Source organism: Thermococcus sp. MAR1, from assembly GCF_012027305.1.
Taxonomy (GTDB): domain Archaea; phylum Methanobacteriota_B; class Thermococci; order Thermococcales; family Thermococcaceae; genus Thermococcus.
The window spans coordinates 373,970-399,914 of sequence record NZ_SNUF01000002.1 but is presented as its reverse complement, the minus strand read 5'-3'; the positions used below and the strand labels follow the sequence as shown (position 1 = coordinate 399,914).

Here is a 25,945-nt window from a genome sequence, read left to right as displayed (position 1 = left end):
TCTCGGAGTATTCTCCCCATCGAGGTAACCTTAATAAACCGGCCGACGCTCTAAATTTAGGGGTGAGAGAAGATGGCAAAGAAGAAGGAGTTTAGACAGGCCGAAGTTAACATTGGAATGGTTGGTCACGTTGATCACGGTAAAACGACACTCACGAAGGCTTTAACCGGAATATGGACTGACACCCACAGCGAGGAGCTGAGGAGAGGAATCACAATCAAGATAGGATTCGCAGATGCCGAGATAAGGAAGTGTCCGAGCTGCGGCAGGTACTCCAACTCACCGGTCTGCCCGTACTGCGGTGCCGAAACCGAGTTCGAGAGGCGCGTTTCGTTCATAGATGCACCTGGCCACGAGGCACTGATGACAACGATGCTCGCCGGTGCCTCCCTCATGGACGGTGCCGTTCTCGTCATAGCTGCCAACGAGGGAGTTATGCCCCAGACCAGGGAGCACCTCATGGCCCTCCAGATAGTCGGCAACAAGAACATCGTCATAGCCCTCAACAAGATTGAGCTTGTGGACAAGGAGAAGGTCATCGAGAGGTATCACGAGATAAAGGAGTTCGTTGCTGGAACAGTCGCCGAGAATGCCCCGATAATCCCGATTTCTGCCCTTCACGGCGCGAACGTCGACGTTCTCCTCGCGGCGATAGAGGAGTTCATACCAACCCCGAAGCACGACCTCAAGAAGCCGCCCAAAATGCTCGTCCTCAGGAGCTTCGACGTCAACAAGCCGGGAACCAAGCCCGAGAAGCTCGTCGGCGGTGTCATCGGAGGTTCAATAATCCAGGGCAAGCTCAAGGTCGGCGACGAGATAGAGATTCGCCCCGGCGTCCCCTACGAGGACCACGGCAGGATAAAGTACGAGCCAATAACCACCGAGATAGTCTCCCTCCAGGCCGGCGGAAGGTTCGTGGACGAGGCATATCCGGGCGGTCTGGTCGGCGTTGGAACCAAGCTCGACCCCTACCTGACCAAGGGCGACCTGATGGCCGGAAACGTCGTCGGAAAGCCAGGAAAATTGCCTCCGGTTTGGGACGAGCTCAGGCTTGAGGTTCACCTCCTTGAGCGCGTCGTCGGAACCGAGGAGGAACTCAAGGTCGAGCCGATAAAGAGGAGAGAAGTGCTCCTCCTCAACGTCGGAACCGCAAGAACCATGGGCCTCGTCACGGGACTCGGTAGGGACGAGGTCGAGCTCAAGCTCCAGATACCCATCTGTGCCGAGGTCGGCGACAGAGTTGCCATAAGCAGACAGGTCGGCTCAAGGTGGCGCCTCATAGGCTACGGCTTCATAAGGGAGTGAGTCCTCTTCTTTTTCACTAACTTTCGGTGAGGCGGATGCCAGAGAGGCGGGAATGGCTGGTGATTCCGGACACGAACTTTCTGCTGGTTCCGGGGCAGTTCGGCGTTGACATAATCGGCGAACTGAACAGGGTTCTCGACGTGAAGTTTAGAATAGCCGTTCCGAACGCCGTCCTCCAGGAGCTGGAGGTTATAGAGAGGAAGTCCCGCGGGAAGGATTTGCTCGCCATCAGGATGGCCAAAAAGCTCGCGGAGAGGTTCGAGGTCGTTGAGATAGGTCGCTTTGGTGAAAAGCCTATAGACGACCAGATATTCGACTTCGCTGTGAAGAACGAGCACGTTATAGTGTGCACCAACGACAAGGGATTAAAGAGAAGGCTGAGGGAGAAGGGCGTTCCGGTCGTTTATCTCCGCTCGAAAAAAATCCTTGAGCTTGAGGGAATGCTGGAGTGAAAACCTTAAAACACCCTCTCCTCCACGTCCTTGGGTGGAAAAGATGTACACGGAGGAAAAACTGCTGGGTGAGATTAGGGAACTCCTCGGCGATGAGGAGCTCTACGGGCTATACGAGAGGGCATTCAGGGAGTACCACTACTACTTCGAGACCACCAACTACATCGTTCTGAACGTCTACGGCTTCAACGACCACGGACCTATCCACGTCCTGCTCACGACCAGGCGGGCGCTTGAGCTGCTCAACATCATCAGGAAGTTCGGAATCCAAACGACGGCAGAAAAGCTCGGCAAGCCCTTCCGCTGGAGCAAGTTCATAGTGGCCTTCGGAGCGCTGTTCCACGACACCGGGAACATGATACACAGGATAAACCACTACCAGTTCAGCGTTCTCCTGGCCGAGCCGATAATAGAGAAGCTCGTGAGGGAGTTCGGGACGGACGACCCGCTCCTCCTCAAGGCGCTCACTCTCAATGCCATCTACACCCACGATGAGGCCGTTCCTTGCACCACCATCGAGGGCTCGCTCGTTACGATAGCGGACGGCTGCGACATGGAGGCCGGGAGAAGCAGGCTCGTCCACAAGAAGGACAAGGTAGACATACACGCGGTTTCAGCTCTGGCCATCGAGAAGGTTGAGATCAGGGAAGGGAACGAGGAGCAGCCGATACTCATTGAGATATGGATGAAGCATCCCGCGGGGATATTCCAGGTGGACGAGATTCTAACCAAGAAAGTCAAGAGTTCCCTCCTGGGCGGAAGGGTCAGGCTCAGGATACACACCGGCACGGAGGTCATGGAGAAGGTTATTTAACCCCCCACCGTTTCTTTATCCATGCTGATCGAAGCCTACCGTGACCTCAAGTACCTCCTCAACAGGGGCTACCGGAAAAAGTACGCCCTCAACTTTGTCGCCGACCATTACAGACTGAGAAAGGCCGAGAGACACCTCCTGGCGAGGTGCGTTTTCCCGGACGAATGGATAGTCGAGGTTCGGAAAAAACTCCTCAGACCGGAAGAGCTCAGGGGCAGGGTTTTGGCTATAGACGGCTTCAACGTGCTCATAACCCTTGAGTCGCTCCTCGAAGGGAAGGCAATACTCTGCGAGGATGGGCTCGTGAGGGATTTGAAGTACCAGGGAAAGTACAGGATCAACGAAGGTACGGAGCGGCTCCTCGGCAACCTTGCCCGTGCCCTCGGAGAGCTGGGCCTTAAAAAGGCCGTGTTCTTCTACGGCTCGGCGGTTCCAAGGAGCGGGGAGATAAAGGGGCTGACTGAGGAAGCCCTCATTCGGGAGGGGGTCAACTCCGAAGTGAGGCTCGTCAGAAGCCCTGACTTTGAGCTCAAGGCCTTCGAAACCGTCGCAACTGCCGACATCGGAATCATATCAAAGGTTCCCCACGTCTTCGACCTGGCCGCATACGTGGGCATGCTCGCCGGGTGGGAGGCGGGCGACCTCTTTAAACTCCTGGAAAAAACGTATTCAACGGAATACTAACATTCAGATGACTGTTTTAGAGCTGCAAAGACGTTTGAAGTCTTGGAAAATTTTTAATACATCCGTGTGCAAGGCAACTGTATATTTCGCAGTACCCGCTTTTCTTTCTTGGCGGGTGATGGAGGAGGTTTGCATGAGAAACACCAAAGCGATCCTGCTGGCACTTATGATAGCCGGCATGGTCATCGCCAGCGGCTGTATGGGCGAAGGAACCACCACGGGCTCTCCCTCCCCCACGACCTCAAGCCAGCCATCGACAACTCAGCCCGAAACCACCACAACACAGGAGCCCTCAACCTGGGAGATGAAAGCGGTCTGGAGCGCTGACACCACGGGAATACCCTTCATGGACATGAGTCCGGACGGAAGCCTCTCGGCGGCCATAGACTGGAACCGCGGTCTTTTGTACCTGGTCAAGCCGGACGGGAGTAACACAACCCTGAACCTCCGAAGGAACAGTGGTGAAATAGGGCCCGTGGTTTCGAGCATCGCCGTGGTTGGTGACCAGGCTTGGGTTCTGGCGTCGTACGGAGGGTTCGCGGGGATAAGAATCTTTTCCTGGAATGGCTTTGTCGGCGAGGAGAGACACGGGGGAGCCGGTGCTGTTGCCGACTACATGCTCCGCTCGCCGAGCGGAAACCATCTCTGCTACCTGGTGACGGTGTCTCCCACGGAGCAGGAGCTCCACTGCGATGGGGAAAAAATCACGCTCACACCCGATGACTACGATCTCAAGTCCATCTCGGACTCCGGGCTCGTCGTTCTGTCGGAAAAAGAGAGGGCGTTCGTCTTCAAGGACGGGGAAAGAATCCTGACATTCAACACGAGCAGGGTAATCGCCTACCGCGATAAACTGCTGGTAAGCGAGGACGGGAAGCTGAAAGTTTTCTCCGGGGAGGGGAAGTTGCTGGCAGAGGGGAGCTATCCATTCGACCAGACGGTACTGCTCAAGTGGACTCTGATTCCCACCGGAAGATACCTGCTCTGGCACGAGCCCTTGGGGGACACCCACGTACTCACTTGGAACCTTACTGAAGTCAAAGTCCTGCCGGGGTTCCCGTACTTTGCAAACGAGAACTTCGCCGTCACTGCCAAAGACGGAGTTATTCACTGCTACTCTCTAGGCGACTTCCACGAGGTCTTCAGCGTGAAGATTCCAGGCGATTCACTCGGCTACATAAAGCTGAGCGACGACGGAAAGGTCATGCTGATCTCCGGGGAAACCGGGAACTTCTGGCTATACAGGGCAGAAAATGTCATGTTTAAATACGATGAAAACCAAAGTAATGGTCAGGGAGGGGAAGCTGAATGAAAGGTAAAGGATTGGTATTGATCTTGGTTTTTGTTCTTTTGTTTAGTGTGGTGGCAAGCGGATGCCTTGGCGGTGGAAACGAATCGCCAAGCGGAACTTACAGTGAATCTTCCCAAAGTGGAGGAGCCACAACCAGTGCCGGAGGAACTTCAAGCGGAGGGGAGGAAAGCGGAACGGCAACATGGCAAACCCCCTGGGACGCCTACAACCCGGTTCAGATCGGCGGGGAAAGTTACTACATAACCTACCTGAAGTACACCTTTACCATCAAGAGCTCCGAGGGGGAGCGCTCATATGAGGTAATAAAGCAGAGGGGCTACGTCAAGGCCCACATCTATGCGGACGACAACGGAAAGAAAGACTTAGGCGAGTACAACCTCTTCGCCTACTACGGGAAGATAACACCCCTGAACGACCCGGACATGAAAGGCTCGCTTGAGTACCTGATACTGATAAAGGAACGGACTAAGGACAGCGATGCATACTTCCTAACCCCGTTCCCGGACTTCGGGGCCATGATGTCGGGAACAACCGCTGTGATAGAGGCATCCTACGGAGGAAACTACTTCTACTGGAGCAATCCTGCATCCATAGGAAAGTATTCAGAGCTTCCCTACACCGAGGGAGATCCGAACACCCTTATGGGAGCGATCCCGGGCACGGCTTTTCAGGGCTGGATGGTCATGGTGAGCTCGGCCGTCTGGACAGGACTTGAGGATCACGATCTGAGCAAGCCAGACGAGTACAGCTTCTCCTTTATGGGAATGGGCTACAGCTACAAGGTTAGCCCGGACGGAACGGTGACGTTTGACGGAAAGAGCTTCATGGTAAGCAACGTCGAATGGAGCTGGGCGATTGGCAACGTTAGGGGACAGGGTAAGGCAAGGATAGCCCCAGCACTACCGGTTCCGGTTGAGAGCGAGGGGACCTTTAGCCAGATGGGTGGTGAGAGCTACTACTCCAAGATTTCTGTGGAGGACATGAAGTTCTCGAAAGAATTCGGAGGAATAAACGTCGGGATAGAGCACACGACTTCCCCGGGAGAAAGCACGGGAACGGATACGCAAACCGGAACCCAAACAGAGACATCAACACAGGCTCCATCCGGACTCTCGGACAACTGGAAGCTCGGCTGGGACGCGAGTAAGTCAATAAGCATAAACGGAAAAGAGTACCTCGTCAAGGAGGTAACGTTCAACGTGGACTACAAGCTTTCCGGGGGAGAAGAAAAGCACTTCGTCATCACCAAGGGCTACCGTGAGGAAGAACTAAACGGTAGGAGCGTTTACCTGCTCTACGCCAAGGTTGAGATAAGCGGAGAGAGCTACGAGTACAGAGTTTACGTTGAGCCGGGCTATCTGGACGAGTACACATCCGGAACACTCTGGATTCCTTCAGTTTACGACCTCATCAACGGCCCGGACTTCGTCAAGGTCGAGATAACCGGACCGAGCTGCCACTACTCGATAGACGAGGAAGGAAACATTGAGGGAGACATGAGCTGCGGGATGATAAGCGAGGACTTCCAGAAGTACAACATGGTATGGAGCTATCCAACGGGGTTCTACGGTGGAATTTACGGTGATGTGCTAACCTACGTTACCTTAACCGAGAATGGAAACGGCTACACTGTTGAGGCAGGCGATCCAGTGGCCATAGGGGGAATGACGTTCGATACCTACAAAGTCACATGGAATGGCCTGGTCCAGGGCGGCTTTGCCCAGGGCAACGGCGAAACGGTGGTCGCTCCAGAGTTGCCATTCCCTATGGAAGTTGAGGCTTCCCTCACGATGCCAGGGATGGGGGGAATCTACGTCCATGCCAGGCTGGTTGACCTGAAGCTTGAACCTGCAAGCTAACAAACTTTAAATCTTTCAACCTCTATTTTATTTCATGTTCGGTGAGCACGAACTTAAAACGCAGTTCATCAAAATCATCGATAAGAAAATCCACCTCGTCGAGAGCTCCGGGAATACAGTCCTCTACCGAAGGGACGATGTGAGGGTGCTCATAAAAAGGGGCGATGAAAAGCTCCGGGTTCTCCCTGCGCCGGCCGAGGGCTACGGTGTGAAGTTCCTGTTCATAAAGCTCTCGGAAAAAATAGCAATCCCTCCAAAGGAGCGGCTGGTCGGGTACCTCTCAGCCCCGATAGACGTCTCCGTTATGAGCGGCGACCTGGAGATAGACCGCTTTGTGGTCGGAAGGGAGAAGTACACCCTCTACGGCGAGAAGACGGTGGGAGTGATAGCGAGATACCACGAGAGCGATTTTTATGAAAAGCCCCCCGATTCTCCTGGGATAGTGAAGCTCGTCATCAGCAACCCCACAGAAAGCTGGAAGCTGGTGGAGAGGATAGTGTTCCCGATAAGGAACAGCGTGATGTTTTACTCTGCTGAGAAGGCGTACTACCCGCTGGTAATACTCACCACAAAGGAGATTTACGAGGTCAACAACACCGGAAACCCCCCTGACGGGACGCTGAAGCCCACCCATGAGGCGGAACCGCTCCCCAACTTCAGGATGAGGTGGTCGTGATGGCAGCTAACAGCACCACAACGGCCCCCATCCAGATAGACCTCAGCCTGCTGACCATCGTGGAAGCGGCCCTGATAGTATTCGGCATGGTAGTCCTCGGGAGGGTTGCCAGGAGGCTGATAATCAGGAAATCAAAGGAAACGAGCATGACATGGATAATCAACGAGGACACAGCGGATATAGTGTTCCGAATGTTCGTGCTCGGGGGCATCATCTGGGCCCTTTACCGGCTCGGCATAATGAGCTACGGAATAGGACCGACCACCGTGGGCAACATAGCCTTCGCCACGGGCTTCTTCTACTTCTCGTACCTGATAGCGAAGAAGTCCAAGGACTACATGATAATGAGCTCAGGAAAAACGGCAAGACCCGAGACGATAGTCAAAGCGAAGGTCTTCTACTACGTCTTCATAACCATCGCCTTCTTCATGGCCCTGAGCTTCGCGGGAGTGAGCACACAACTCAGCGCACTCCTCGCGGCGGCGGGGATAACTGGTATCGTCCTCGGTTTCTCCGCACAGACGGTTGTTTCAAACTTTGTCTCGGGAGTCTTCATGTACTTCGACAAGCCCCTCCAGATAGGGGACGCCGTGAAAGTGGAGGACATCTCGGGCGTCGTTGAAGACATAAGAATACTTTCCACGAGGATAAGGGCCTGGGACGGCACGCTCATCAGGATTCCAAACGAGAGGCTGTTCAACAGTAACATAGTCAACTTCATGCGCTATCCCGTGAGAAGGGTCGACTTGGAGGTTGGAATAGCCTACGCTGCCGATGCCGAAAGGGCAGTGGAGATAATAAAGCGCGTTCTTGATGATATCCCCCTGGTCCTGGTCGAGCCCGAGCCGCTGGCTTACGTTGACAGGCTCGACGACAGCGCGGTGGTTATTGCCATACGCGCATGGGCGCCCAGCGAGAAGTGGTTCGACGTCAGAATAAGGATAATCCACGACGTCAAGAAAGCTCTTGACGAGGCCGGAATAGAGATACCGTTCCCGCAGAGGGTGAACTGGTTCGCCAACGAACTGAGGGTTAAGATAGAGGAGCCGCCGGAAGAGGAAAATGAGAAAGGATAGGCTTAGTCCCCTTTCTTTTCAATCAGCGCGTAGAAGAATCCGATAGTGCCGTGCCTGTGGGGCCAGGCTCTCATGGTTCCCGGCAAGAAACCCTCGCTGTAGGGCCTGCTCAGTGGGACGAGTCTGGCATCGTCGTGCCTCCCGAGGAACCACTCCACAACCCCCTCGTTTTCCTCCCTGAGCATCGAGCAGGTCGAGTAGAGAAGCCTTCCTTCGGGCTTTAAAAGCTTCCACGCGCTCTCTATGAGCTCCCTCTGAAGGGCCACCACCTTCTGAATGTTCTTCTCACGCAGACGCCACCTCAGCTCGGGGTTCTTGGCTATCGTCCCATCGCTGGTGCAGGGCGCATCGAGCATCACCCTGTCGGCGATTCCCTCCCCCAGCATATCCGGTGCCTTTCTGCCGTCTGCCCTTATCGTCTCGGCTATCTTAACGCCCGTCCTCCCGAGAACCTCGTTCATGCGCTTTATCCTGGCCTTGTCAACGTCAAGGGCATATATTTTACCCTCGTTGTGCATCAGCTCCGCCATGTGGGCGGTTTTTCCACCCGGAGCCGCTGCTAAATCAACGACCGTTTCGCCGGGTTTCGGGTTTAGTACAAGCGATGCAACGGCTGCCGCCTCCTCCTGGGCTATGGCGAAGCCCTTGTTGAAGAGCCATTCCGGGTTGAACGGGTCAAGAACCCTGATGATAGTATCGACCCTCTCGCTCCTCTCAAAGCGGACGTTCTTTTTCCGGAGATAGCCCTCAACCTCCTCAACGCTGCTCTTCAGCAGGTTAACCCTGATGCTCGTCGGTAACGTCTCGTTGAGGGCCCTCAGGAGGTCTTCGGCCTCGTTTCCAACAAGTTCCCTCATCTTCACTATGAACCACTCTGGAAAGAGATAGTCCCACTTTAGGCGTTTCTCCTCAGTGTCGATGACCGGCACGTATTCGAAGAGGCGCGGAAGGAGGTCGTAGTAGTAATAGCCAACATAGGGGTGGGTCCTCCTCGATAGGAACTGAGCGAGGCCCTTCAGATGCCCCCGCGTTTTTTCGCTGGGATCCCTGAAGACGGCCACCTCAATCGAAACCCTCAGCGTTGCCCTCAGCCAGGGGTCAAGGATGAGCGGAGAAACCCCGACAAGTTCCTCGATTATCTCGTCTATCAGACCGAGCCTTCGCTGGATGGAGTAGAATATGCCCGTCAGCTTCGAGTTCTCCCAGCCATCGATTTTGTACCTGGCAAAGGCTTTCCTCTTGGCGCTCTGGCTGGGCTTGATTTCCTCCCCGAGCTTAACCGCCTCTATAAGTGCATACAGCTGTCTGTCGCTGAGCTTGAGTTTTCCCAAGTTCATCCCTCCGATAGGAGAAGCTTGGCTCAGGCCGTTTTGAACCTTTCCATGACCCTAGCCGCAACCTTCCGGACTTCTTCATCATCTGATTCAAGGAGTTCCAAGAGGACTGGCTCAAAAACGGTCCTGTTAATCTCGGGGCGGATTCCCCACATGGTGATGGCGTCTAGAACCATGAGTGCAGAGAACTGAAGCTGGGGATCCCTCAGGGCAGCCTTCAAAAACTCCAGAACTCTGGACACGGCCTCCTCGTCCCAGGTGTAGATGAAATAGTAACTGAAAAACTCCAGTGCTGGAAGTGGACGCTCCTCAAGGAAGGACAGAATGCTCTCAAGAACGTCCCTCCTGCCACCGCGGGAAGCAAGAAACGCCAGAATCTTCGCGGCTTTGTTCCTCTCCCATGGGTTCCTGGATTCAACGATCTCAAAGAGCGCCGGGATCAGTGGGTGGAGAACCTTGAGCTCCCCGTTATTTAGTGTAGAGACCAGCTTGGAGAGCACCCACAGGGTGTTTGATCTCCTTTCCGCATCGTGAGAACGTAGGAAGCCCTCCAGCTCCAATACCGACTCGGGCCTTGTGCGAAGAACCTCGGCAAGCGCCGAGGCGTCACCATCGTCAATGAGCTTTTCTATTGGGGGCAGCTCGGGGACCTCAGTGGCCCCCTCAAGGGGTGTTTCCCCCACCTCCACGGATTCCGAGCTGGGAGCTGGAGGAGAGAACTCAAGAACGGCAGCTGAACCTCCTGAAGGGCCGCCAACGACCTGAAACCGTGGAGTGAACTCTTCTATTCCCTCCAGCTCCAGGGTTTTGGACAGCCATCTCATGAGGAACTCGTCCCCAAGGGAGATGGCCAGGTCCATGGCCATCGAGTATTCCCCCTCCAACACGAGTCTGTGAAGAATGTTCTTGGCCTCCTCGGGCCTGGAGCGGTAATGGGAGGCCAGGATCTCCTCGATTCTACCCTGGAGTTTTTTTGCCTTTGAACGTATCAGAAAGTCACCGCTCTGAACCGCGATCCGTTTAACCCCGGAGAGAACCTTGGGCAGGGTCTTTATCGCCTCCTCTGGAACCTCCCCGCGAAGTGCCTCCGAAATCACGTCAAGCACGAAGTCCACGAGGAGGTCGTCATCCTCACTCAGGAACAGATCCAAGGCCTCTTCAAGGAGTGTTAAGAGGCTCTTGGCGTCTCCGGTGAAGACGAATATGTTGAGCAGAAGCCTGAGCCCCATAGCCCTGAGGCGCGGATTCTCATGTGAGATCAGCCAAGAGACCTTTGATCGGACGGCCGGGGAGGGATGGGAAACCGTGAGTTTGGTCACGAGGTTACTCATGTCCAAGGAAGCGAACTCCATCCGGGGGTCCTTGATGAGCTTGACCAGAACATCCACGAGGCACAGGAACTCATCCTTTCTCAGGGGAAATCCATCCACCAGCGCGGAGAGGGCCTTGAGCGACTTCGTGACCAGGCGCGGATCCTTGGACTCCAGCACCGATAGAATCGTCCCAAAACCGTTGTTCATGACGAGAAACTTCGTCCTGTCGTCTCCCTTCTTTAGAACCTCGCTGAGTGCAAGAAGCGCCCTAACCTTGGTGTTCTTGTCCCCATGCCCGATCAGGTCTAGGAGCATTAGAAGAACATCACTGTCCCGGAGGGCCAGCTCGACTGCCTCGTTTATCTGCCACGAGAGGACCATTTCGCGCAGTTCATCCTTGGAGGGGATAGACCTTTCAAGCGGCACGATGAGTAATATAACTAACTTGGCATATATCACTTTCGCTTCAAATATCCGCGAAGGTCATTGCTCCCTTGAGAAGCCCAGCAGCTCCGCGAGCCTGGGGTCGACCCCCTCGGGATCCTCCTCCCAGAGCTTCATCAGGAGGGCTGTGCCACCAATTATTAAGGCGAGGTTAAGGGCCTCCTCCACGCGACCCTCGATGAGAAATTCCTTCATAACCTCGAGCGCCTCATCCTTCCTGGGGCTGTAGTAGGAAAACAGAACCTTCTCCACCTCTGTTCTAACGTGGGAAGCCCTGGAACGTATGAGGACATTCTCAGCCCCGTTTTCGATGTCCTTGAGAATCGGCAGAAAACCGACCAGCGGACCCATCATATCTGGAGACATGTGGAAAGCCAGCACCTCCTCAAGGAAGTCGAGGCCAGCCTCCACCAGGAGCACGTTATCGCTCGTCATGAGCTTCGAGATGCACTCCAGAACCGCACGACCCTTTCCGTCCAAACTCCCAGAGTTCAGGAAAAGACGCATTCCAAGGGCCTGTAAATACAGGTCATCCGAGGACAGGAGTTCGTTTATCCTCTCTCTGCTCTTCCAGCTCAGGGGAGGCATCTGAAGCTTGCCGAAGAGGTCTAGAACCGAGAGGTACAGGAAGGTGTCGTTCCTCTCCACGACTGGGACAACCGCGTCTATGAGCGCCAGGAGCCGGAGTTCGTCAATCTGGATACCATCGAAAAGACGCAGGAGAACCTCTATCGTCCTTGCGACTATCCTGCCGTCCTCATCTCCGAGAAGAACCGTCAGCCTGTTAAAGCCGTTTCTAAGGACGGTGGACTTTATCCGCCCATTCTGCTCTTTGAGGAGCTCTCCAAGTGCAGTTAGCGCCCTCAAGCGCGTTGCGGCATCCTCGTCTCTCAGGAGGCCAAGGAGGGACGTCACGACGTACTCGTCCCCGTTGGCAATGTCAATTATATCCATCGCCCGCCAGGACATCACCAGCTCCCTAATTTGATCCATGGATTCCACCCCTCATTATACCCACGAGATATTGAACTCCATCCAATATATTGTTTTCGCTTCACATCCTTTGGAACCGGTACACATCGACGGGGATTCTCTCCAGCCTCTTCCGATGGAAGAAGAACTGGGCTGGAATCTCAAAGAGAAGGGTTACTCTATGCGTTATCGAAAAACCGAAGTCTCTCACAAAGGCTTCGATAAAGCGCCTTACCTCTGGCTTGGCCAAGTGGATGGAGTACACAACGTCGCCCACCTCAAAGGCCTTGATCAAAAAGGGCCTGTCGGCATGCTCCCTCTGGCTCCCGAAGGGCGGGTTCATCACAACGGTATCAACCCTCATAGAGAAATCGGAGACGTGTGTGTGGAAAACCTCGACGCACTCAGCCACCCCGAGGCGCTCTATGTTACCCCGGAGAACCTCGACGGCATCACCGTCAACCTCAACGGCATAGACTTTCTCCGCCCCAAGGAGGCAGGCACCAACGCTCAAAACCCCCGTTCCCGCACCCAGGTCGGCAAGGACTCTACCGGCGATATCGCCCTGGGAGTGTGCCATCCAGAGCAGCTCGGCCGCGACATTCCCAGGGGTCCTGTACTGTTCAAGCTCGGGTTTTGGATTCCTGAAGCCCTCCAGCCGGGAGAGCGTCATGGCGAGGTGCTTCTTCTTCAATCTCTCACCCCGTGAAGCGCTATGCCAAGGGGTTCGTCCTCATTACGCTCAACCCCGAGTATCTCATCGAAGGCATAGTCATCGCGGAGTCCTAGGAGTATCTCCACCTCGGTAGGCGTCAGCACCGGTTTTCGCCAGTTCTCGTAGTCGTCTATCGGAACGCGCGGACAGGCAACGACGACGTAGGCGTCGAAGTCGAAGCCTTCCAAAGCGGGATAGTTAATGTGGTTCATCGCCATTAGCCTGGCATATTTCCCATGCTCGCGGAGGAGCTTAACCACGCGCTTCGCCTCCGCCAGACGGAGCTGCCCTTTCTTGGTGCTCGTTATCACACCGAAGCGCTCTGCATCCATGGCCTTCGCTATCTGCGCCCAGCGCTTCCTGATTAGGCGCTCCGCTTCTTTGTCCATCCAGAATGCATCGCCGGAGTATGGATTGACCGCGAGGGTAGGTTTACCGGTCGCCAGGGCGAGGCCAATGGGATGGAAGTAGCCGGCACCGATGAAGAGAACCCCTTCGGCATCAACCTTGGCCGGGCTAAAATTGCAGCCGAGAACCTGACCCGACCAGCTGACGCGGGAGTCCCCTTTCCCGATGATAACTTCAAAGCCCTGCTTTTCCAGAAACTCCCTCGCCTCCTCAAGTCTGTGAACGTGCTGGGCTGTTGTCACGAGGGCTATCCTTCTCCCGAGCTTTCTTATCTCATCGATGTTTTTCTCAAGCACGGGAACAACTTCAACCTTGGCGAACGCTGGGACGAATATAGTGGGCACCTCAAGGTGGAGGCGCATGTAGGAGTGGCCGAGGTGTATCAGCGCATCGCAGCCGAGTAGCTTCGCCTCCCTGTCGGCGGGATCGCAGGCACCGTAGTTTACATCGCCGTTTATTATTGCCTCAATCCCGTTATCCTCAAGGAAATCCGCCAGAGTTTGGGCCTCGCGCTTCAGACCCTCCGGCGTCTGAATGAGGACCCTCTCAGCACCAAGCTCTCGCAGGGTTTTCAATATCTCGCGGTTTGAAACTTCATGCATTGGACTCACCGACAAAGATTGGAGGACCCCTTTAAATCACCATCGATTCACAGAAGTGTACAGCGTTTTAGTGAACATTAAAATACATTATATACCATAAACGTTCAATCGAAACCTTTATTAAACATTGCTGCACTAGATTTTGTGCAATATCTTGGGGGTGGTGTAAAATGAAGAAGGTGGCTACAATCCTGGGACTTCTCTTCTTGGCCGCCATGCTCAACCCAGTGGCGGCTTCTAGCAGCAAGGGAGAGGCAAACTACTGGCACCCCTACCCGTGGAACCTCGTACCTGGAGACATCGTCATAGGCCACAACCCCAGCAGCGACAAGTACATCCCCGGTTACTGGACACACACCGGAATCATTGCCTACTATGATAGCTATTACGGGGAATGGGTGGTCATAGAGGCATGGGAGTCCGGAATAAGAATGGTTCTGCTCTCTGACTTCCTAAAGAGATACGATACAGTTGCAGTTCTTCGCGTCGCCACCAGCGACTACGTGAGGCAGAACGCAGTTTACTTTGCCTACCAGCAGCTGGGCAAGCCCTACGACTGGGGCTGGTGGACAAAGCAGGTTTACGGCGACAGCTACTACTGCTCGGAGCTCGTCTGGGCGGCCTACATGGCCGCAGGCGGACCGGACATAGACGCTAACCCCGGCTGGACGTGGACCTATCTGAACGGTGTTGCGCCGCAGGAGGTCTACGACGACGGTGACACCTACGTGATATACTACCACTCGGCCTGATCGCTCTCTTTCTATTTTTGTCAGCTGAAAAAGAATATTCCATCAACGTATTCTCTCCTGGGGTAACATAAAACCGCAAATATCGAGCCAAATGTGAACAATGAAAAAGAGTAACGCTTATTAATCCGCCGTCATACTCTTGTTCCGCCCAACAGGGGGTGGTTAAATGAGGAAACTTGGAATAATAGCCGTGGTGTTCATCCTTCTCGGCGCCACCGTTCCAGGTGCCAGCGCCGGCGACCTGCTCAACTACATCTGGGACACCAGGACCTACCAGCACCCGTACCCGACCGATGTCCAGCCAGGAGACCTCGTCTACGGCCACAGCCCGGACCTCTTCAACGCCATAATCCCCGGCTACTGGATACACGTTGCAATCGTCGCCTGGTACAACGAGAGCATCAACGACTGGATGGTCATAGAGGCCAAGATAGGCAAGGGTATCATCATCAGCCCGCTCAGCGAGTTCCTCAGCAGGTACGACGTGGTCGCCCTCCAGAGGGTCATGGTCGATGACGCCACCAAGCAGAGGGCCATTCAGTTCGCCTACCAGCAGCTCGGAAAGCCCTACAACTACAACTATCTCGGCAAGCCAAAGGTCTACGATGACGAGTACTACTGCTCCCAGCTTGTCTGGGCCGCTTACCTCGTCGCCAGCAACTTCCAGGTAAACCTGGACGAAAACGACGGCGCCTGGAGCTGGAAATACTTCTACTCAGTCGCCCCACAGGAAGTTTACGACGACCCGATGACTTACACCATCTACAAGCACGAGGCCTGAGCCCTCTTCTCTTTTCTTTCCATTCCCCCATAAACAAAAGCCTTTTATACTTCCTAACCCAACAATACCTCGAAGTTCGATGCATCGGGGTGATAGGTATGGGTGAGTTCATCATAACGACCACTGAGAAAATCCCCGGCTACCGCGTGGTTGAGGTCAAGGGGCTCGCCAGGGGCGGTATCGTCAGGGCAACCCACGTTGGCCGGGACATAATGGCCTTCTTCAAGAACCTGAAGGGCGGTGAAGTGCAGGAGTACACCCAGATGCTGGCAGAGGCCAGGGAGGAGGCACTGAGGAGGATGAAGCTTCACGCCGAGGACATGGGGGCCAATGCCGTCATAGGGGTCCGCTTCATGACTTCAGCTGTTGCCTCGGGTATGGCGGAGATATACGCCTACGGCACGGCGGTGGTCGTTGAAAAGCTGGAGGAGTGAGCATGTACCTCCTTCCGTTCCCCATACTCGGCGGACTGCTGGCATGGGCAACGCTGTACTTTATAGGCTTCGAAAAGCAGAGGTGGGGGGAGTTTCTCTTAGGCTTAGCGGCCTTCTTCATTGCGATGATAATCCAGAATCCTGTCCAGCAGCTCCCGCTCCTCGGGATGGGGATAAAGTCCAACGCAGACGTCATAGCCAGGGGGACGGCCTTCGTCGTGGGTGTCTCAATATGGTTCGGACTTATCGCCGGCATAGTTCAGGAGGGGGCAAAATACCTCCTGGTAAAGGGGAAGAGTCTGAACACCGGCCTGTTCATGGGGCTGGGCTTCGGAGTAACGGAGGTCTTCCTCATAGCCGGGGCGGCCCTCGCCGGAGCTATGGCGACCGGAAAACCGCTCGACGTACCGTTAAGCACGGCGCTCCTCTCGATGGTGGAGCGCTACTTCGTGGTGCTCTTCCACGTTGGGACAGGGATATACCTGGCCTATACTTACAGCGAAGGCTACGGGAAGGAGGGACTCCTCGCCATGATAGGTATTCATACCCTCATCGATTCCCTGGCAGCTTATTACCAGCTCACGAAAAGCGAGCCGGTCATGTACGCGGTAGAGTTTATAACCGCCCTCGCCGCAATGGGGCTGGTTTATTACATGATTCCAAAGGCAAAGGTCGAGCTCCCGAAGGAAGAGGAAGCCCTGTGGTGAGCGACGTGCTGGTGGACAGAAAGGAGAAAGCCCTCAAGAAGCTGAGAAAAGACCTCCGCTCCGGGCTCTACTCGTACCTGGTGCTCCTGCTCCTGGAGAGGGAGGAAGAGCTCCACGGCTACGCGATACGGAAGAGACTGGAGGAGCTCAGCGACGGCAGGATCGTGCCCAGTGAAGGGGCACTCTACGACATCCTCAAGAGCCTGAAGAAGACCGGGCTGGTGGGGGACACCTGGGCCGAAGTTGGCGGAAGGCCGAGGAAGTACTACTCCCTGACGAAGCTGGGCAGGGAAGTCCTGAGCGAGCTGAAGATGGAGATAGGGGCGATAATGGAGACGCTTGAGAGGATGGAGGAAAAGTAGTCCAAGGGAGTCACCATGGAACCATATACGCTCTTCAGAATCATCTGGGCGACCTTCCTCGGCCTCGGCATGATTGCCGCTGGAGTCATTACATTTACCTCAAAGGGCGAGCCGGGAATCGGCTTCAGGATAGGCTACACTTACCTCTCCGAGCGCGCGAGGAGGAAAGCCAACCGCGTTTCCGGAATCGGGACAATCCTCACAGGAGTGTTTCTTATAATCCTCTCCCCGTTTCTGAGCTTCCCACGGCTTGCCGCCCTACTGCTCCTGGGCATCGGAACAACCATGCTCCTCGCCTATCTGACTGCAAAGCGCGAGTACGAGCTTGAGGAGTTCTCGGAGAAAGCGCCCGAGAAACCTGGAAAGGTGATAAAACCCCCAGATTTAAAGAAGTACATCGCCCTCCAGGCCGCCTTTCTGGCCATCTTCACCGGCCTTTGTATAGCCGGAAGAGTTCCCCAGGAAACCGCCATCGTTCTCGGCGGAGCGCTCATTCTGCTCCTCGCACTGACGTTTTTAGTTTCCCGCCCGCTGGTTTTCCAGCTGGCTCCGAAGTTCAAGGGAGTCATGGCGAAGAGGTTTGCAAAGGCACTAACTCTAGTCTCGGGATTGATGACGGCTGAGATTGCCTTAGCGGCACTCGGCTATGAACCCGGGCCGCTTGGTGTCGTCTTGCTTATTATGGCCTCGCTCGGCGTTATCTTCTATGCCACCTTCATTGCTCTCGCAGGAGCCTACGAGGAGGGTTACTATTAGCTTTCGAGTGCCTTTATCAGCTCTTCCCGTTCGGGTTTTCTTATTATCCCCATCTCAACTGCGTGCTCAATCACATACTCCGGCAGATCCTCTCCGAAGAATGCCCTTATCCCCTTCCCAGGGAAGTAGAAGGCGTAAACTCTAACGTTTTTATCTAAGCATTTTCCCCTCGCGACCATGAAGCCCTTCTCCGCGTTGACCCTTATCACCTCGAAGCCAAACACTTCGGCGATACCAAAGAAGGCCTCAAAGAGCTTCACCCGCGCGTCCTTCAAAGCTTTATTGACAGCCTGGCGTGAGACACCGAGGGCCTCGGCTATCTCAACCTCTCTCATCCCCTTGGCCCTCATCAGCCAGACCCTCTCCATGCCCTCAGGAAGTCGAAGCATTTTTCATGGCCCCCTTGATGAGTTTCAGGAAACCTTCACCCATCCCAGAGGAGACGAGATAAGATTTTCCCTCCTCAACCTTAACACCAAAGCTGTTTGAAAATACCCAGAAGAAGACGAAAACCAGCTGCAGGTAATCCCCCGTGAGCCGGGAGATGTGCCAGGAGGTGGAAATCCCTATAAGTCCTGAGGAAAACAGGAAGAGTGGAATCCCTCTAACCGGAAGGGAGCCAGTTCCCTTAATCCACATGATAAATTCCTCCGTATATTTGTCTCTTAAGCTCTTCAATGAACCCCTCGGCCTCTTTTTCGTCATAGGTTGTGAGGAGAAAGACTCCCCGTTCCGTGATGAGAAGAACGCCTTTGAGACCCAAAACCCCGTCGTAGGTCATTCCTGCAATTACAATCCCAACACCTGCCATGTAGATTCCCCATCCTGGCTGCCCCGAAAGTGCGATCATTATTCCCAGCAGGCCTGCAAGAACAATTGTTGCAACGGCAACCTTTTCTTTGGACTTGGGGGGAATAACAAAGGTGAAGAGGGGATAAAGTCCCCAAAAAATCCATGCGGCCCAGAGGTAAGGACCCCACACCTGATTATTCGAGAGAAGGCCTACAATCCCAACCAGGACCCACAAACCCGAAAGCAGGAGCGTTTTCTTAAAATACCTCACGAGCTTTAGCCTTTCAATCTCGGAAACATTCAGAAGGTCAACTATCTCGTTTAGCGAAAGTTCTTTCCTGATAATGGCTATCGGCCACCCCCATCTCAGGATCACCTTACCGTCTTTCACCTCAACCCGTCTGCTGGCGAATAGAACCAAAGAAATCCAAAATAAGACGGCCAATAGCTCCATGAAAACGTCGTTTCCGGTGAGTAGATAGGCTAAGGCAGAGAGACCCACGAGCAAAACCACAATATCCACCCATACTATGGACCGATAAGGTCTAAGCGCCATCTATACCACCCAGTGCCTTTATGACCCTTTCAGCGTCGTGACATCCTATCAGGAACCTGCCATTCTCCGCCAGAACCTCAACGTACTCCATCGAGACCCAGGAAAGGACAAACCAGAAACCTATTAAGGAGGTAAAAAGCGAGAGCCCGAACCACTGGAACTCCATCCCCGAGGCCGCGAATGGCGCTGAAAGGGCCCAGGGGAGAAGGAGTGCAAGCAGGAAAAGCCTCCCCATCCTTTCTTTTAGAGTCCTTACCGGGAACGCCAGCGTTATCCAGTAGAGAACGAGCCAGTAAGCAACGAAGGGAAGGACCAGAAAACCCTTAACGCCGAAGAGCACGAAAGAGAGCAGCATGAAGAAGGACGGGACCAGCAAAGAGTTTGCAAGGTCTTTCCAAAGCGTTCCTAGTTTGAGTTCTCCGACGTTCTTGACCTCAAGCACCTCGCCGGCGTTAACGCGGAGGATGCCAAAACCGTAGACCAAGGTCAGCCCCTTCTCCGAAACCTCAACCTTCCAGCCGGAGGATACCCCAAAGAGGAAGGCACTCGCGAGCAGAAGCGCGAAGTATCCAGCTGGGCCATAGTTCTCCATAACCCACCCGACTGAGGACAGCAGGGCAACGGCAACAAAACGGAGGAAGAGCGCGATCCCCGGTGCGGAGAGGGGCCACGCTCCCCTAAGCCTCACCACTGCCAACTACCCCCATTAGCCTTTTCATCTCCTTCCGCGATGAGAGGACGAGGGAGTAAGTGCCCTCTTCAATTGAGGTAATTCCCTCGCAGTTCCGGTTCTCATGTACTTCGCCTTTGTCAACCTATGTAAGTTGACAAAATATTTAAACCTTTCGATGGGTTTAAATAATTTCACACATTCTCCATCGTGGTGATGGCATGTCCCTGGAGGAGCTGTACAGGTACGCGAGGGGATATATGGAGCCGGGCAACGAGGGGGCGAGAAAAAGGTTCATGGAACTGTCGGAGTTCTTTGAAAAGCTGAAGCTCCCCAGAGGTGGAAGGATCCTTGACCTCTGCGCTGGCACGGGAATAGCCGGAAGCGCGGCAGCAAAGGCAACGAATGCCAAAAAGCTAACCCTGCTTGACCTCAGGGCCGAAGATCTGGAGAGAGTCCGAGAATGGCTCGAATTCGCAGGCCTGGGAATTGTCCCGACAAAGGTTCGCGGGGACGTGAGGGAAGCAGCAGAACTTATTGAGGAGCACGAGGTCGCGCTTCTCTTCGGCAACACCATGATACACTTCGATCCCTTCGACGCGGTCAGGATATTCGCCAACGTAGCCTTGACATTGACCGAGGACGGTGTTTTCATTGTAGAAGACACCGACAGGGTTTACAGGATATTATACAGCATCGGCTACAAGGAATTCTTCGTCGAGAGTAAGGGAGAAAACCACACCCTCGCCTCCGTCCACGAGGGATACGACGTCAGAAGGGGGACGTTCAAAAGAGCCTACTACCTACTGCCTGGCTTCAGAAAGGTGGGGGAGTTCGACTTCCACCACTGGGACCTGGCGACCCAGCTGGCGATCGGGCGGATATTCTTCAGGGAGGTCAGGCTCATAAGGCCGGGGGAGCACGGATTCACGCGCGTGGGAGACATCCTCTATTTTAAACACCCGAGAAAAGACGTTGCAGAGCTTGTCCTAAGTGACTTCAGCGCTCCGCTCTAAACCTCATTTCTATTTCCTGGCTAACGTTGCCGTTTTTGATAACGAGGTAGTAGCCGTCGCGGGGGACGTTGATACTAAGGGTGACGTTCGTGACGTTCTCCCAGCTCATGAGAACGTTATCGCTGTTGCCTTCAAAGTAGCCGGAGTTGGAGGATATCACGTAGACGGAGAAGGGCCTCTCGGCGAGTATGTAACCGGCTATATGGGAATTCACGGGTAGAATCTCGGCCTGAACGTCGTTCGGCCCAAAAAAGACCCTCTGGTATGAGTAATCATCCGGGAACATCTCCGCGTTGACGACTAGGGTAACCACCACCGCCACCGCAACGGGTATCAGCAAAAGGATGTACTTCCTTTTTCTCGCCATCATCTACCATCTACTGCCCTAGTTCTTAAAATACTTTCGGAAGAGGACACAGAACCGGGAACAGAGCCGTTTAAGGCGAGTTTTATGGGGATTTTCCAACGGACAGTGCATTCCATTGGATGTTATTGGATACTGCCCTTCAAATATTGGCAACATTACAACACGGTTGGTAACGGCCCAGGATTGGAGCAAAAAAGATGCAAACACTCCAAAATACAAAGAAATTGATAGGATGGATATTATCACAGCGAGTAGAACTCGGGCCGTCTGTCCCTGAAGACATCATTGATGTCATTGAGCCGCTTGTCCCTCGCGAGCGAGAGGTCGACCTCGACGACGGCAACCTCTTCCTTATCCTCGCTACCCATCGCGAGAACTTCTGCCTTTGGAGATGCTATGGTGCTCTTACCTATGAATCGCAGACCCCTCTCCTCGCCAATCCTGTTGGCGGTGATGGTGTAAACACGGTTCTCCAAAGCCCTAATCGGCATCGCCCTTGGGGCGTAGGGCATGACGAGGTTGCTTGGGTGGGCTATGATGTCGGCCCCTTTGAGGGCGAGGGTTCTCGCGCTTTCAGGGAAGAACCAGTCAAAGCATATCATCACCCCGACTTTGGCTATGCCGATGTTAAAGACGTGGAAGCCGAGGTTGCCCGGCTCGAAGAATAGCTTCTCGCGGTAGAACAGGTGAATCTTGCGGTATTTTCCAATGTATCCGCTCCCGATAGGCCCAGTTATCACGGCAGAGTTGTAGAGCCTGCCTTTCTCATCCTTCTCAGCGGTTCCGGCAACTATGAAAACCCCAAGCTCCCTAGAAAGCTCCATCAGGAACTGAGCAGTCGGCCCATCTGGAATCTGACCGGCAACCTCTTCAACCTCGCTCCTGCTCTCGAAGTTGTAGCCGGTATCAAAGAGCTCCGGCAAAACCACGAGTTTGGCCCCCTTCTCCACCGCTTCACGGATCATCTCCTCGGCCCTGGAATAGTTAACTTCCGGCTCAAGAAGGACGGGTTCCATCTGAACGTAAGCCACCTTCATGCTACCACCGCTCTAACATCGCCCGCGGGATAGATAAGGTTAGCGGAGGAACGTTCCGAATCTTAGAATTAATTATACTGGCAGATAAATGAGTTGTTGTTTCAGGTCAGCTGTTGCGATAAGGATAACAACGCATTACTTGTAAAAGCCACATATATCCACGAAATAGTGACAAAAAGGGTAAAAAAACGTGAAAAGTTGGAGAACTCAGAACCTGCTCCCACACGGCTTTTTGGGGCAGTTGAAGCAGCACGGCAGCTTTTCGACGGTTCGAAGGTAATCGACCCTTCCATATGGAAAAGCTTAAAAAGGAACCCCTAAAGCTAAGGCTGGAGAGAAAGTCAGGGGTGATGATCATGAAGAGGCGCCCAAGGAAGTGGAAGAAAAAGGGAAGGATGAGGTGGAAGTGGATCAAGAAGAGGATTAGGCGCTTGAAGAGGCAGCGCAGGAAGGAGCGCGGACTCATCTGATGCTCCTCCCCTTATCCTTTTGCCCGGTGGTTTCATGTGCTCTTTTGAATCCTTTGAGAGGCTCTCTATGGAAATTGTAACCCCCAGGGGGAGGACTCTCCTGATAGCCGACCCCCACATCGGTTTTGAACTTTCGCGGGGCTTGAGGATAAGGACTCACTTCGAGGAGAGGCTTGCCGAGTTTATAACAGAGAAGGATCCCGATCTGCTGATTCTGCTCGGCGACATCAAAGAGCCGATAGGACTGAGCTTCACTATGAAGCGCCTCCTCATGGGATTCTTCTCAGACCTCCGGGGGATACCCACAATAATCACCAAAGGAAACCACGACGGCAGGATAGAGGAGGTGGCCCAAAAGTTTTCCCACGTTAAGGTAGCTGAGCACGTGCTTATAGGGGGGTTTCTCTTCCTCCACGGGCATAGGAACCTGCCAGAGGTCGAGTTTTCCGAAGGCTACCTGGGACACATACATCCCGCGTATACCTTCAAGAGCGGCGGGACTTCCAGAAAAACAAAGGTTTTCTTCCGCGTGGGCAGGTTTCTGATACTCCCCACCATCAACCCCTTCATAGAGGGCTTCGACGTGAGGCAGGGAATAAAGATGGTTCCCTTTCTGAAGGATTCAAGGGAGGGTGAGGCGTTCCTTCCAGAGGGCATTTACTTGGGGCGTGTTCCACTATAGGAACAATAGGTTGCCGTTTTGTCCCGCCAGTAGAGAAAGCTTATTAAGGTATGAAGGGAATACTTCATAGGTGGGATAAAAGTATATCAGGTGAGCACGAAATGAGCGACGTCTACGAGAGACTTGAGGCACTGCTGCGTTCACTTGGCGTTAAAAAGACGGAGCTGAGGATATACCGCCTCCTCCTCGAGAAGAGCGAGCCCATGAGGATAACTGAGATACAGAGGGAGCTCGGCATAAGCGAGCGCTCGGTTAGGGAGCATGTCCTGAGCCTGTACCGGAAGGGCATCCTCCGGAGAAGACTCATCGAGCAGGGATGGCTGGGCTACGTTTACACAGCCGTTTCACCGAGCGAGGTTCTGGAGCACCTGAAGGAGAACCTGATAAAGAGGATAAACGAAATCGAAAAGGAGCTCAAAAGCACATCCAAGCAGAGAAACTAGAGCACCTCTATAACCCCAGTCTTCTCCAACAGGGCCAGGAGCTTCTCCAGCTTATCTTCTTCAACTTCCCCGAACTCCTCCTTCAGCGCGCCCATTGCCTCGTCTTTTGGGAGGAGCTCGCCAAGCATTAGAAGCTCATGGAGATGGGCCAGTGTTTTTCTGTTCTTCGTCAGCTCTTTGAACTCCTCATAGGCCTTTTCGTCGATGCTCCTTATGAGAGCGCCCGATACCTGCCCTTTTCTAACCCACCTCAGCCAGGGCTTCCTCTCGAAGGGGTGACCGCTTTCGATGCCCAAGAAGTGTGAGTCCCTGGCCAGGCCCATCATCACCAGCTTCTCCGCGTGCTCGGTGTCCCTGTCGAGGGAGAGCTCACCGAGGTACTTCATGGCGTAGCCGCGCGCAAAGCGCTGGAGTTCGTCTTTAGTTGCCTTGGCAAGTGCCAGAGCAGTGGCCAGAACTGCTTTGCCGATGATCTCTATACTGGTTTTGCTCACCTTCTCAACCGTGTCCTCGCTGGAATGATAAAAGCGGTCCGGCCAGGTTATTGGCATCACCGACGGGATTCCAAAGAAGTTGAAGACGTCGTGGTCGCTGCCCATCTCGTAGGGATAGCTCTTGAGCTTTAAGCGCGGCATCGGGCTTCCCGAGAAGCTCTTTCCTTTCCCATTGGCCAGCTCAAGGAAGTACTCCAAAAGGCCAGAAACCACCGAAAACCTCGACAGCGGAGTTCTTACAAGCATTATCGTTGAGCCGGCCCTGTCCTCACTTCCGGCCACCATGTCAAGGTTTATGGCGGCATAGTACCTGTCCAGTCCCGCGTATTTTTCCACGAAGGCCTGTGTTCCGTAGTACTCAGGAATCCACAGGAAGGCGAAGCCGAAGCGGAAAGAGTCGTCGTAGAGCCTCCCCAGAACCCTCGCGAGCTCTATCAGCATGGCACTTCCGGAGGCGTTGTCGTTGGCACCGGGCTTCGGATGACAGATGTGGGCGGTGAAGAGGATGAACGGCTCCTTTCCAATCTCGGCATAGAGGATCGGCAGAACCTGGTGCTCGTTTATCTGGGCTTCAACCTCGACCCTGGCCTCAACTCTCTCCCCGGAGTTCAGCTTCCCCATTATGCCTCTGGCCAGGCTTTCGGGAATAGCAACGGCGGGAATCTTTGCCCATTCGAGGTCATCTTTGGTAAGAAACAGGCCGATGTAGGGTATGGCTTCCCCGGTTCCTTCGCGGTAAGCGATGAATCCAATAGCTCCAGCTTCGTTGGCCTTCCTGTAGGCGTCGCGCCACTCCTTCCCAACCAGGACTATCTTCCCCCCAACGTTCTCCCAGTCCTCCTCGCGGGCTATGTGAACCACTTCACCCTCGGCCTTTCCGCCCGGTGAGTGGGCCATGACGACGAGGGGACTCTGAGAGGTCGTCAGAGTTTTATCCAGAACCTCAATCTTTCCGTGCACCAGGTCCCATGCTATGGGGGATTTAAGGGTCAGGAACCAGCTTTTGCCGTCGTAGAACTCCTCGTGAAGCTCCGCGTTGATCCCCCATATTCTTAGCTCTTCCCGGATGAAGCGGACCGCCTCCGGAAGCTCCTTTGAACCCTGTATCCTGTGAAACTGACTTATCTCGGCTATGTAGTGCAGAACGTTTAAAGGGTCAAAAACCTCGGCCTCCTTTAAAAAGCGCCTCATGACTGCCACCAAGCATAGTTCTCAGATGGAATATTTAAGGTGCTCGCATAGAAAATTTAAATCAGCGCCCCATGTGAAGCATCCTTGGCGGCTTCAGGTGCCTCAGCGTGTCGAGGAGGTCGGGTGGAAGAAGAAGCCGCGTGGTCTCAAGGAAGCGGACAAATTCCACCTCCGAAGCCCCAGCCGTCTCTTCGGCTTCCTCCGGAGCTACCTTGGGCCTTGGCCGCTCCTCACCTGCGGTTTCCTTTCCAAGCCCCTTCCTTATCTCCTCTTCCCGCTTCTTCGCCCCGTCCAGTTTTCCCCGGTTGTAGGCGTTCTTGACGAGCTCGTAGACGCCGAGCTCCTGCGCCCTCACGTAGAGCCGCTCCCTGCGCTCACGAACCCACTCCGCCCACTCGCTGTGCCCCTTGTAGCCCACGAAGTAGCCGAACTCGTAGGCCTCCTGTACAAGCTTCCTTGCTTCCTCCAT

Annotated in this window: 30 protein-coding genes; 17 read left to right on the top strand and 13 right to left on the bottom strand. The window is 54.3% G+C overall.

The annotated features are described in order from the left end of the window. Positions 1-72: 72 nt before the first annotated feature. The 8 genes from eif2g to E3E25_RS10060 all read left to right on the top strand — a co-directional run bounded on the left by eif2g (position 73) and on the right by E3E25_RS10060 (position 8,178). Positions 73-1,305, top strand: a complete 1,233-nt coding sequence (gene eif2g / locus E3E25_RS10095; RefSeq protein ID WP_167893111.1) for a translation initiation factor IF-2 subunit gamma — start codon at positions 73-75, stop codon at positions 1,303-1,305. A 35-nt stretch (positions 1,306-1,340) separates the two neighbouring features. Then, the gene (locus tag E3E25_RS10090; RefSeq protein ID WP_167893110.1) at positions 1,341-1,757 is read left to right on the top strand and encodes a PIN domain-containing protein; all 417 of its coding nucleotides are present in this window, start codon (positions 1,341-1,343) and stop codon (positions 1,755-1,757) included. Positions 1,758-1,800: 43 nt separating this feature from the next. Further along, positions 1,801-2,571, top strand: coding sequence for a metal-dependent phosphohydrolase (locus tag E3E25_RS10085; RefSeq protein WP_167893205.1), 771 nt, complete (start codon positions 1,801-1,803; stop codon positions 2,569-2,571). 21 nt (positions 2,572-2,592) lie between these two features. After that, a complete protein-coding gene (locus tag E3E25_RS10080; RefSeq protein WP_167893109.1) occupies positions 2,593-3,255 on the top strand; it encodes a DUF434 domain-containing protein in 663 nt (220 codons plus the stop codon). A gap of 118 nt (positions 3,256-3,373) precedes the next feature. After that, on the top strand, positions 3,374-4,567 hold the full coding sequence (locus tag E3E25_RS10075) for a hypothetical protein (protein WP_167893108.1): 1,194 nt from the start codon (positions 3,374-3,376) through the stop codon (positions 4,565-4,567). 50 nt (positions 4,568-4,617) lie between these two features. After that, positions 4,618-6,426, top strand: a complete 1,809-nt coding sequence (locus E3E25_RS10070) for a hypothetical protein (protein ID WP_370456681.1) — start codon at positions 4,618-4,620, stop codon at positions 6,424-6,426. A 34-nt stretch (positions 6,427-6,460) separates the two neighbouring features. Continuing rightward, positions 6,461-7,102, top strand: a complete 642-nt coding sequence (locus E3E25_RS10065; RefSeq protein WP_167893106.1) for a DUF432 domain-containing protein — start codon at positions 6,461-6,463, stop codon at positions 7,100-7,102. After that, positions 7,102-8,178: a mechanosensitive ion channel family protein gene (locus E3E25_RS10060; protein ID WP_167893105.1), complete on the top strand. Its 1,077-nt coding sequence runs from the start codon at positions 7,102-7,104 to the stop codon at positions 8,176-8,178. Before E3E25_RS10065 ends, E3E25_RS10060 begins: the two co-directional genes overlap by 1 nt. A gap of 2 nt (positions 8,179-8,180) precedes the next feature. Here E3E25_RS10060 and E3E25_RS10055 read toward each other — a convergent pair whose 3' ends face one another. The 5 genes from E3E25_RS10055 to dph2 all read right to left on the bottom strand — a co-directional run bounded on the left by E3E25_RS10055 (position 8,181) and on the right by dph2 (position 13,966). Next, positions 8,181-9,509 carry an RsmB/NOP family class I SAM-dependent RNA methyltransferase gene (locus tag E3E25_RS10055; protein ID WP_167893204.1) on the bottom strand — a complete coding sequence of 443 codons (1,329 nt, stop codon included), beginning with the start codon at positions 9,507-9,509 and terminating at the stop codon, positions 8,181-8,183. A 29-nt stretch (positions 9,510-9,538) separates the two neighbouring features. Next, positions 9,539-11,251 carry a hypothetical protein gene (locus E3E25_RS10050; protein WP_167893104.1) on the bottom strand — a complete coding sequence of 571 codons (1,713 nt, stop codon included), beginning with the start codon at positions 11,249-11,251 and terminating at the stop codon, positions 9,539-9,541. Between the two features lie 57 nt (positions 11,252-11,308). Then, a complete protein-coding gene (locus tag E3E25_RS10045; protein WP_167893103.1) occupies positions 11,309-12,262 on the bottom strand; it encodes a hypothetical protein in 954 nt (317 codons plus the stop codon). A gap of 61 nt (positions 12,263-12,323) precedes the next feature. Further along, positions 12,324-12,935: an METTL5 family protein gene (locus tag E3E25_RS10040; RefSeq protein WP_167893102.1), complete on the bottom strand. Its 612-nt coding sequence runs from the start codon at positions 12,933-12,935 to the stop codon at positions 12,324-12,326. After that, complete coding sequence (gene dph2 / locus E3E25_RS10035; RefSeq protein WP_167893101.1) at positions 12,932-13,966, bottom strand: diphthamide biosynthesis enzyme Dph2; 1,035 nt, start codon at positions 13,964-13,966, stop codon at positions 12,932-12,934. The genes E3E25_RS10040 and dph2 overlap by 4 nt, the downstream gene beginning before the upstream one ends. A 170-nt stretch (positions 13,967-14,136) precedes the next feature. Between dph2 and E3E25_RS10030 the strand changes: the two genes are divergently transcribed. From E3E25_RS10030 to E3E25_RS10005, 6 genes are all read left to right on the top strand, one after another. Continuing rightward, entirely contained in the window at positions 14,137-14,718 is a 582-nt protein-coding gene (locus E3E25_RS10030; RefSeq protein ID WP_167893100.1) for a YiiX/YebB-like N1pC/P60 family cysteine hydrolase, read from the top strand. Between the two features lie 166 nt (positions 14,719-14,884). Continuing rightward, complete coding sequence (locus E3E25_RS10025) at positions 14,885-15,499, top strand: YiiX/YebB-like N1pC/P60 family cysteine hydrolase (protein WP_167893099.1); 615 nt, start codon at positions 14,885-14,887, stop codon at positions 15,497-15,499. 98 nt (positions 15,500-15,597) lie between these two features. After that, complete coding sequence (locus E3E25_RS10020; RefSeq protein WP_167893098.1) at positions 15,598-15,933, top strand: heavy metal-binding domain-containing protein; 336 nt, start codon at positions 15,598-15,600, stop codon at positions 15,931-15,933. A 2-nt stretch (positions 15,934-15,935) separates the two neighbouring features. Next, positions 15,936-16,640, top strand: a complete 705-nt coding sequence (locus E3E25_RS10015; RefSeq protein WP_167893097.1) for a YhfC family intramembrane metalloprotease — start codon at positions 15,936-15,938, stop codon at positions 16,638-16,640. A gap of 5 nt (positions 16,641-16,645) precedes the next feature. Continuing rightward, the gene (locus tag E3E25_RS10010) at positions 16,646-17,002 is read left to right on the top strand and encodes a PadR family transcriptional regulator (RefSeq protein ID WP_167893203.1); all 357 of its coding nucleotides are present in this window, start codon (positions 16,646-16,648) and stop codon (positions 17,000-17,002) included. A gap of 15 nt (positions 17,003-17,017) precedes the next feature. Beyond that, positions 17,018-17,758, top strand: coding sequence for an SdpI family protein (locus E3E25_RS10005; RefSeq protein ID WP_167893096.1), 741 nt, complete (start codon positions 17,018-17,020; stop codon positions 17,756-17,758). Here E3E25_RS10005 and E3E25_RS10000 read toward each other — a convergent pair. Genes E3E25_RS10000 through E3E25_RS09985 form a run of 4 tightly spaced genes read right to left on the bottom strand, consistent with a single transcriptional unit; the run spans position 17,755 to position 19,797 of the window. Beyond that, entirely contained in the window at positions 17,755-18,147 is a 393-nt protein-coding gene (locus E3E25_RS10000; protein ID WP_167893095.1) for a sigma factor-like helix-turn-helix DNA-binding protein, read from the bottom strand. The two genes, E3E25_RS10005 and E3E25_RS10000, sit on opposite strands and share 4 nt — an antisense overlap. Then, entirely contained in the window at positions 18,131-18,436 is a 306-nt protein-coding gene (locus E3E25_RS09995; protein WP_167893094.1) for a hypothetical protein, read from the bottom strand. Before E3E25_RS09995 ends, E3E25_RS10000 begins: the two co-directional genes overlap by 17 nt. Next, a complete protein-coding gene (locus E3E25_RS09990; RefSeq protein WP_167893093.1) occupies positions 18,387-19,106 on the bottom strand; it encodes a hypothetical protein in 720 nt (239 codons plus the stop codon). Before E3E25_RS09990 ends, E3E25_RS09995 begins: the two co-directional genes overlap by 50 nt. Then, positions 19,096-19,797: a hypothetical protein gene (locus E3E25_RS09985; protein WP_167893092.1), complete on the bottom strand. Its 702-nt coding sequence runs from the start codon at positions 19,795-19,797 to the stop codon at positions 19,096-19,098. Before E3E25_RS09985 ends, E3E25_RS09990 begins: the two co-directional genes overlap by 11 nt. 200 nt (positions 19,798-19,997) lie before the next feature. Here E3E25_RS09985 and E3E25_RS09980 point away from each other — a divergent pair, with 200 nt between their 5' ends. Next, on the top strand, positions 19,998-20,792 hold the full coding sequence (locus E3E25_RS09980) for a class I SAM-dependent methyltransferase (protein WP_167893091.1): 795 nt from the start codon (positions 19,998-20,000) through the stop codon (positions 20,790-20,792). On the opposite strand, the gene E3E25_RS09975 is transcribed toward E3E25_RS09980, so the two are convergent. Then, complete coding sequence (locus E3E25_RS09975) at positions 20,776-21,162, bottom strand: multidrug transporter (RefSeq protein ID WP_240910816.1); 387 nt, start codon at positions 21,160-21,162, stop codon at positions 20,776-20,778. The two genes, E3E25_RS09980 and E3E25_RS09975, sit on opposite strands and share 17 nt — an antisense overlap. A gap of 239 nt (positions 21,163-21,401) precedes the next feature. Next, positions 21,402-22,196 (bottom strand): nitrilase, encoded by a 795-nt coding sequence (locus E3E25_RS09970; RefSeq protein ID WP_167893090.1) that lies wholly within the window; start codon positions 22,194-22,196, stop codon positions 21,402-21,404. Positions 22,197-22,700: 504 nt separating this feature from the next. On the opposite strand from E3E25_RS09970, the gene E3E25_RS09965 reads away from it, so the two are divergent. Together E3E25_RS09965 and E3E25_RS09960 are read left to right on the top strand one after the other, a co-directional pair. Continuing rightward, the gene (locus tag E3E25_RS09965) at positions 22,701-23,348 is read left to right on the top strand and encodes a metallophosphoesterase (protein ID WP_167893089.1); all 648 of its coding nucleotides are present in this window, start codon (positions 22,701-22,703) and stop codon (positions 23,346-23,348) included. Between the two features lie 101 nt (positions 23,349-23,449). Next, the gene (locus tag E3E25_RS09960) at positions 23,450-23,791 is read left to right on the top strand and encodes a transcriptional regulator (protein WP_167893088.1); all 342 of its coding nucleotides are present in this window, start codon (positions 23,450-23,452) and stop codon (positions 23,789-23,791) included. Here E3E25_RS09960 and E3E25_RS09955 read toward each other — a convergent pair. Both E3E25_RS09955 and E3E25_RS09950 read right to left on the bottom strand, forming a co-directional pair. After that, positions 23,788-25,476 carry a DUF4910 domain-containing protein gene (locus tag E3E25_RS09955; protein ID WP_167893201.1) on the bottom strand — a complete coding sequence of 563 codons (1,689 nt, stop codon included), beginning with the start codon at positions 25,474-25,476 and terminating at the stop codon, positions 23,788-23,790. The genes E3E25_RS09960 and E3E25_RS09955 overlap by 4 nt on opposite strands. Before the next feature lie 61 nt (positions 25,477-25,537). Next, positions 25,538-25,945, bottom strand: coding sequence for a hypothetical protein (locus E3E25_RS09950; protein ID WP_167893087.1), 408 nt, complete (start codon positions 25,943-25,945; stop codon positions 25,538-25,540).

Bases quoted from the DNA above. Each gene is read 5' to 3' on its own strand.
- E3E25_RS10020 (WP_167893098.1), top strand. From the start codon at position 15,598: ATGGGTGAGTTCATCATAACGACCACTGAGAAAATCCCCGGCTACCGC.
- E3E25_RS09960 (WP_167893088.1), top strand. From the start codon at position 23,450: ATGAGCGACGTCTACGAGAGACTTGAGGCACTGCTGCGTTCACTTGGC.
- E3E25_RS09975 (WP_240910816.1), bottom strand. From the start codon at position 21,162: ATGATGGCGAGAAAAAGGAAGTACATCCTTTTGCTGATACCCGTTGCG.
- E3E25_RS10075 (WP_167893108.1), top strand. From the start codon at position 3,374: ATGGAGGAGGTTTGCATGAGAAACACCAAAGCGATCCTGCTGGCACTT.
- E3E25_RS09955 (WP_167893201.1), bottom strand. From the start codon at position 25,476: ATGAGGCGCTTTTTAAAGGAGGCCGAGGTTTTTGACCCTTTAAACGTT.
- E3E25_RS10045 (WP_167893103.1), bottom strand. From the start codon at position 12,262: ATGGATCAAATTAGGGAGCTGGTGATGTCCTGGCGGGCGATGGATATA.
- E3E25_RS10005 (WP_167893096.1), top strand. From the start codon at position 17,018: ATGGAACCATATACGCTCTTCAGAATCATCTGGGCGACCTTCCTCGGC.
- eif2g (WP_167893111.1), top strand. From the start codon at position 73: ATGGCAAAGAAGAAGGAGTTTAGACAGGCCGAAGTTAACATTGGAATG.
- E3E25_RS10065 (WP_167893106.1), top strand. From the start codon at position 6,461: ATGTTCGGTGAGCACGAACTTAAAACGCAGTTCATCAAAATCATCGAT.
- dph2 (WP_167893101.1), bottom strand. From the start codon at position 13,966: ATGCATGAAGTTTCAAACCGCGAGATATTGAAAACCCTGCGAGAGCTT.
- E3E25_RS09990 (WP_167893093.1), bottom strand. From the start codon at position 19,106: ATGGCGCTTAGACCTTATCGGTCCATAGTATGGGTGGATATTGTGGTT.
- E3E25_RS10085 (WP_167893205.1), top strand. From the start codon at position 1,801: ATGTACACGGAGGAAAAACTGCTGGGTGAGATTAGGGAACTCCTCGGC.
- E3E25_RS09970 (WP_167893090.1), bottom strand. From the start codon at position 22,196: ATGAAGGTGGCTTACGTTCAGATGGAACCCGTCCTTCTTGAGCCGGAA.
- E3E25_RS10060 (WP_167893105.1), top strand. From the start codon at position 7,102: ATGGCAGCTAACAGCACCACAACGGCCCCCATCCAGATAGACCTCAGC.
- E3E25_RS10000 (WP_167893095.1), bottom strand. From the start codon at position 18,147: ATGCTTCGACTTCCTGAGGGCATGGAGAGGGTCTGGCTGATGAGGGCC.
- E3E25_RS10090 (WP_167893110.1), top strand. From the start codon at position 1,341: ATGCCAGAGAGGCGGGAATGGCTGGTGATTCCGGACACGAACTTTCTG.
- E3E25_RS10080 (WP_167893109.1), top strand. From the start codon at position 2,593: ATGCTGATCGAAGCCTACCGTGACCTCAAGTACCTCCTCAACAGGGGC.
- E3E25_RS10015 (WP_167893097.1), top strand. From the start codon at position 15,936: ATGTACCTCCTTCCGTTCCCCATACTCGGCGGACTGCTGGCATGGGCA.
- E3E25_RS09950 (WP_167893087.1), bottom strand. From the start codon at position 25,945: ATGGAGGAAGCAAGGAAGCTTGTACAGGAGGCCTACGAGTTCGGCTAC.
- E3E25_RS09980 (WP_167893091.1), top strand. From the start codon at position 19,998: ATGTCCCTGGAGGAGCTGTACAGGTACGCGAGGGGATATATGGAGCCG.
- E3E25_RS09965 (WP_167893089.1), top strand. From the start codon at position 22,701: ATGTGCTCTTTTGAATCCTTTGAGAGGCTCTCTATGGAAATTGTAACC.
- E3E25_RS10030 (WP_167893100.1), top strand. From the start codon at position 14,137: ATGAAGAAGGTGGCTACAATCCTGGGACTTCTCTTCTTGGCCGCCATG.
- E3E25_RS10025 (WP_167893099.1), top strand. From the start codon at position 14,885: ATGAGGAAACTTGGAATAATAGCCGTGGTGTTCATCCTTCTCGGCGCC.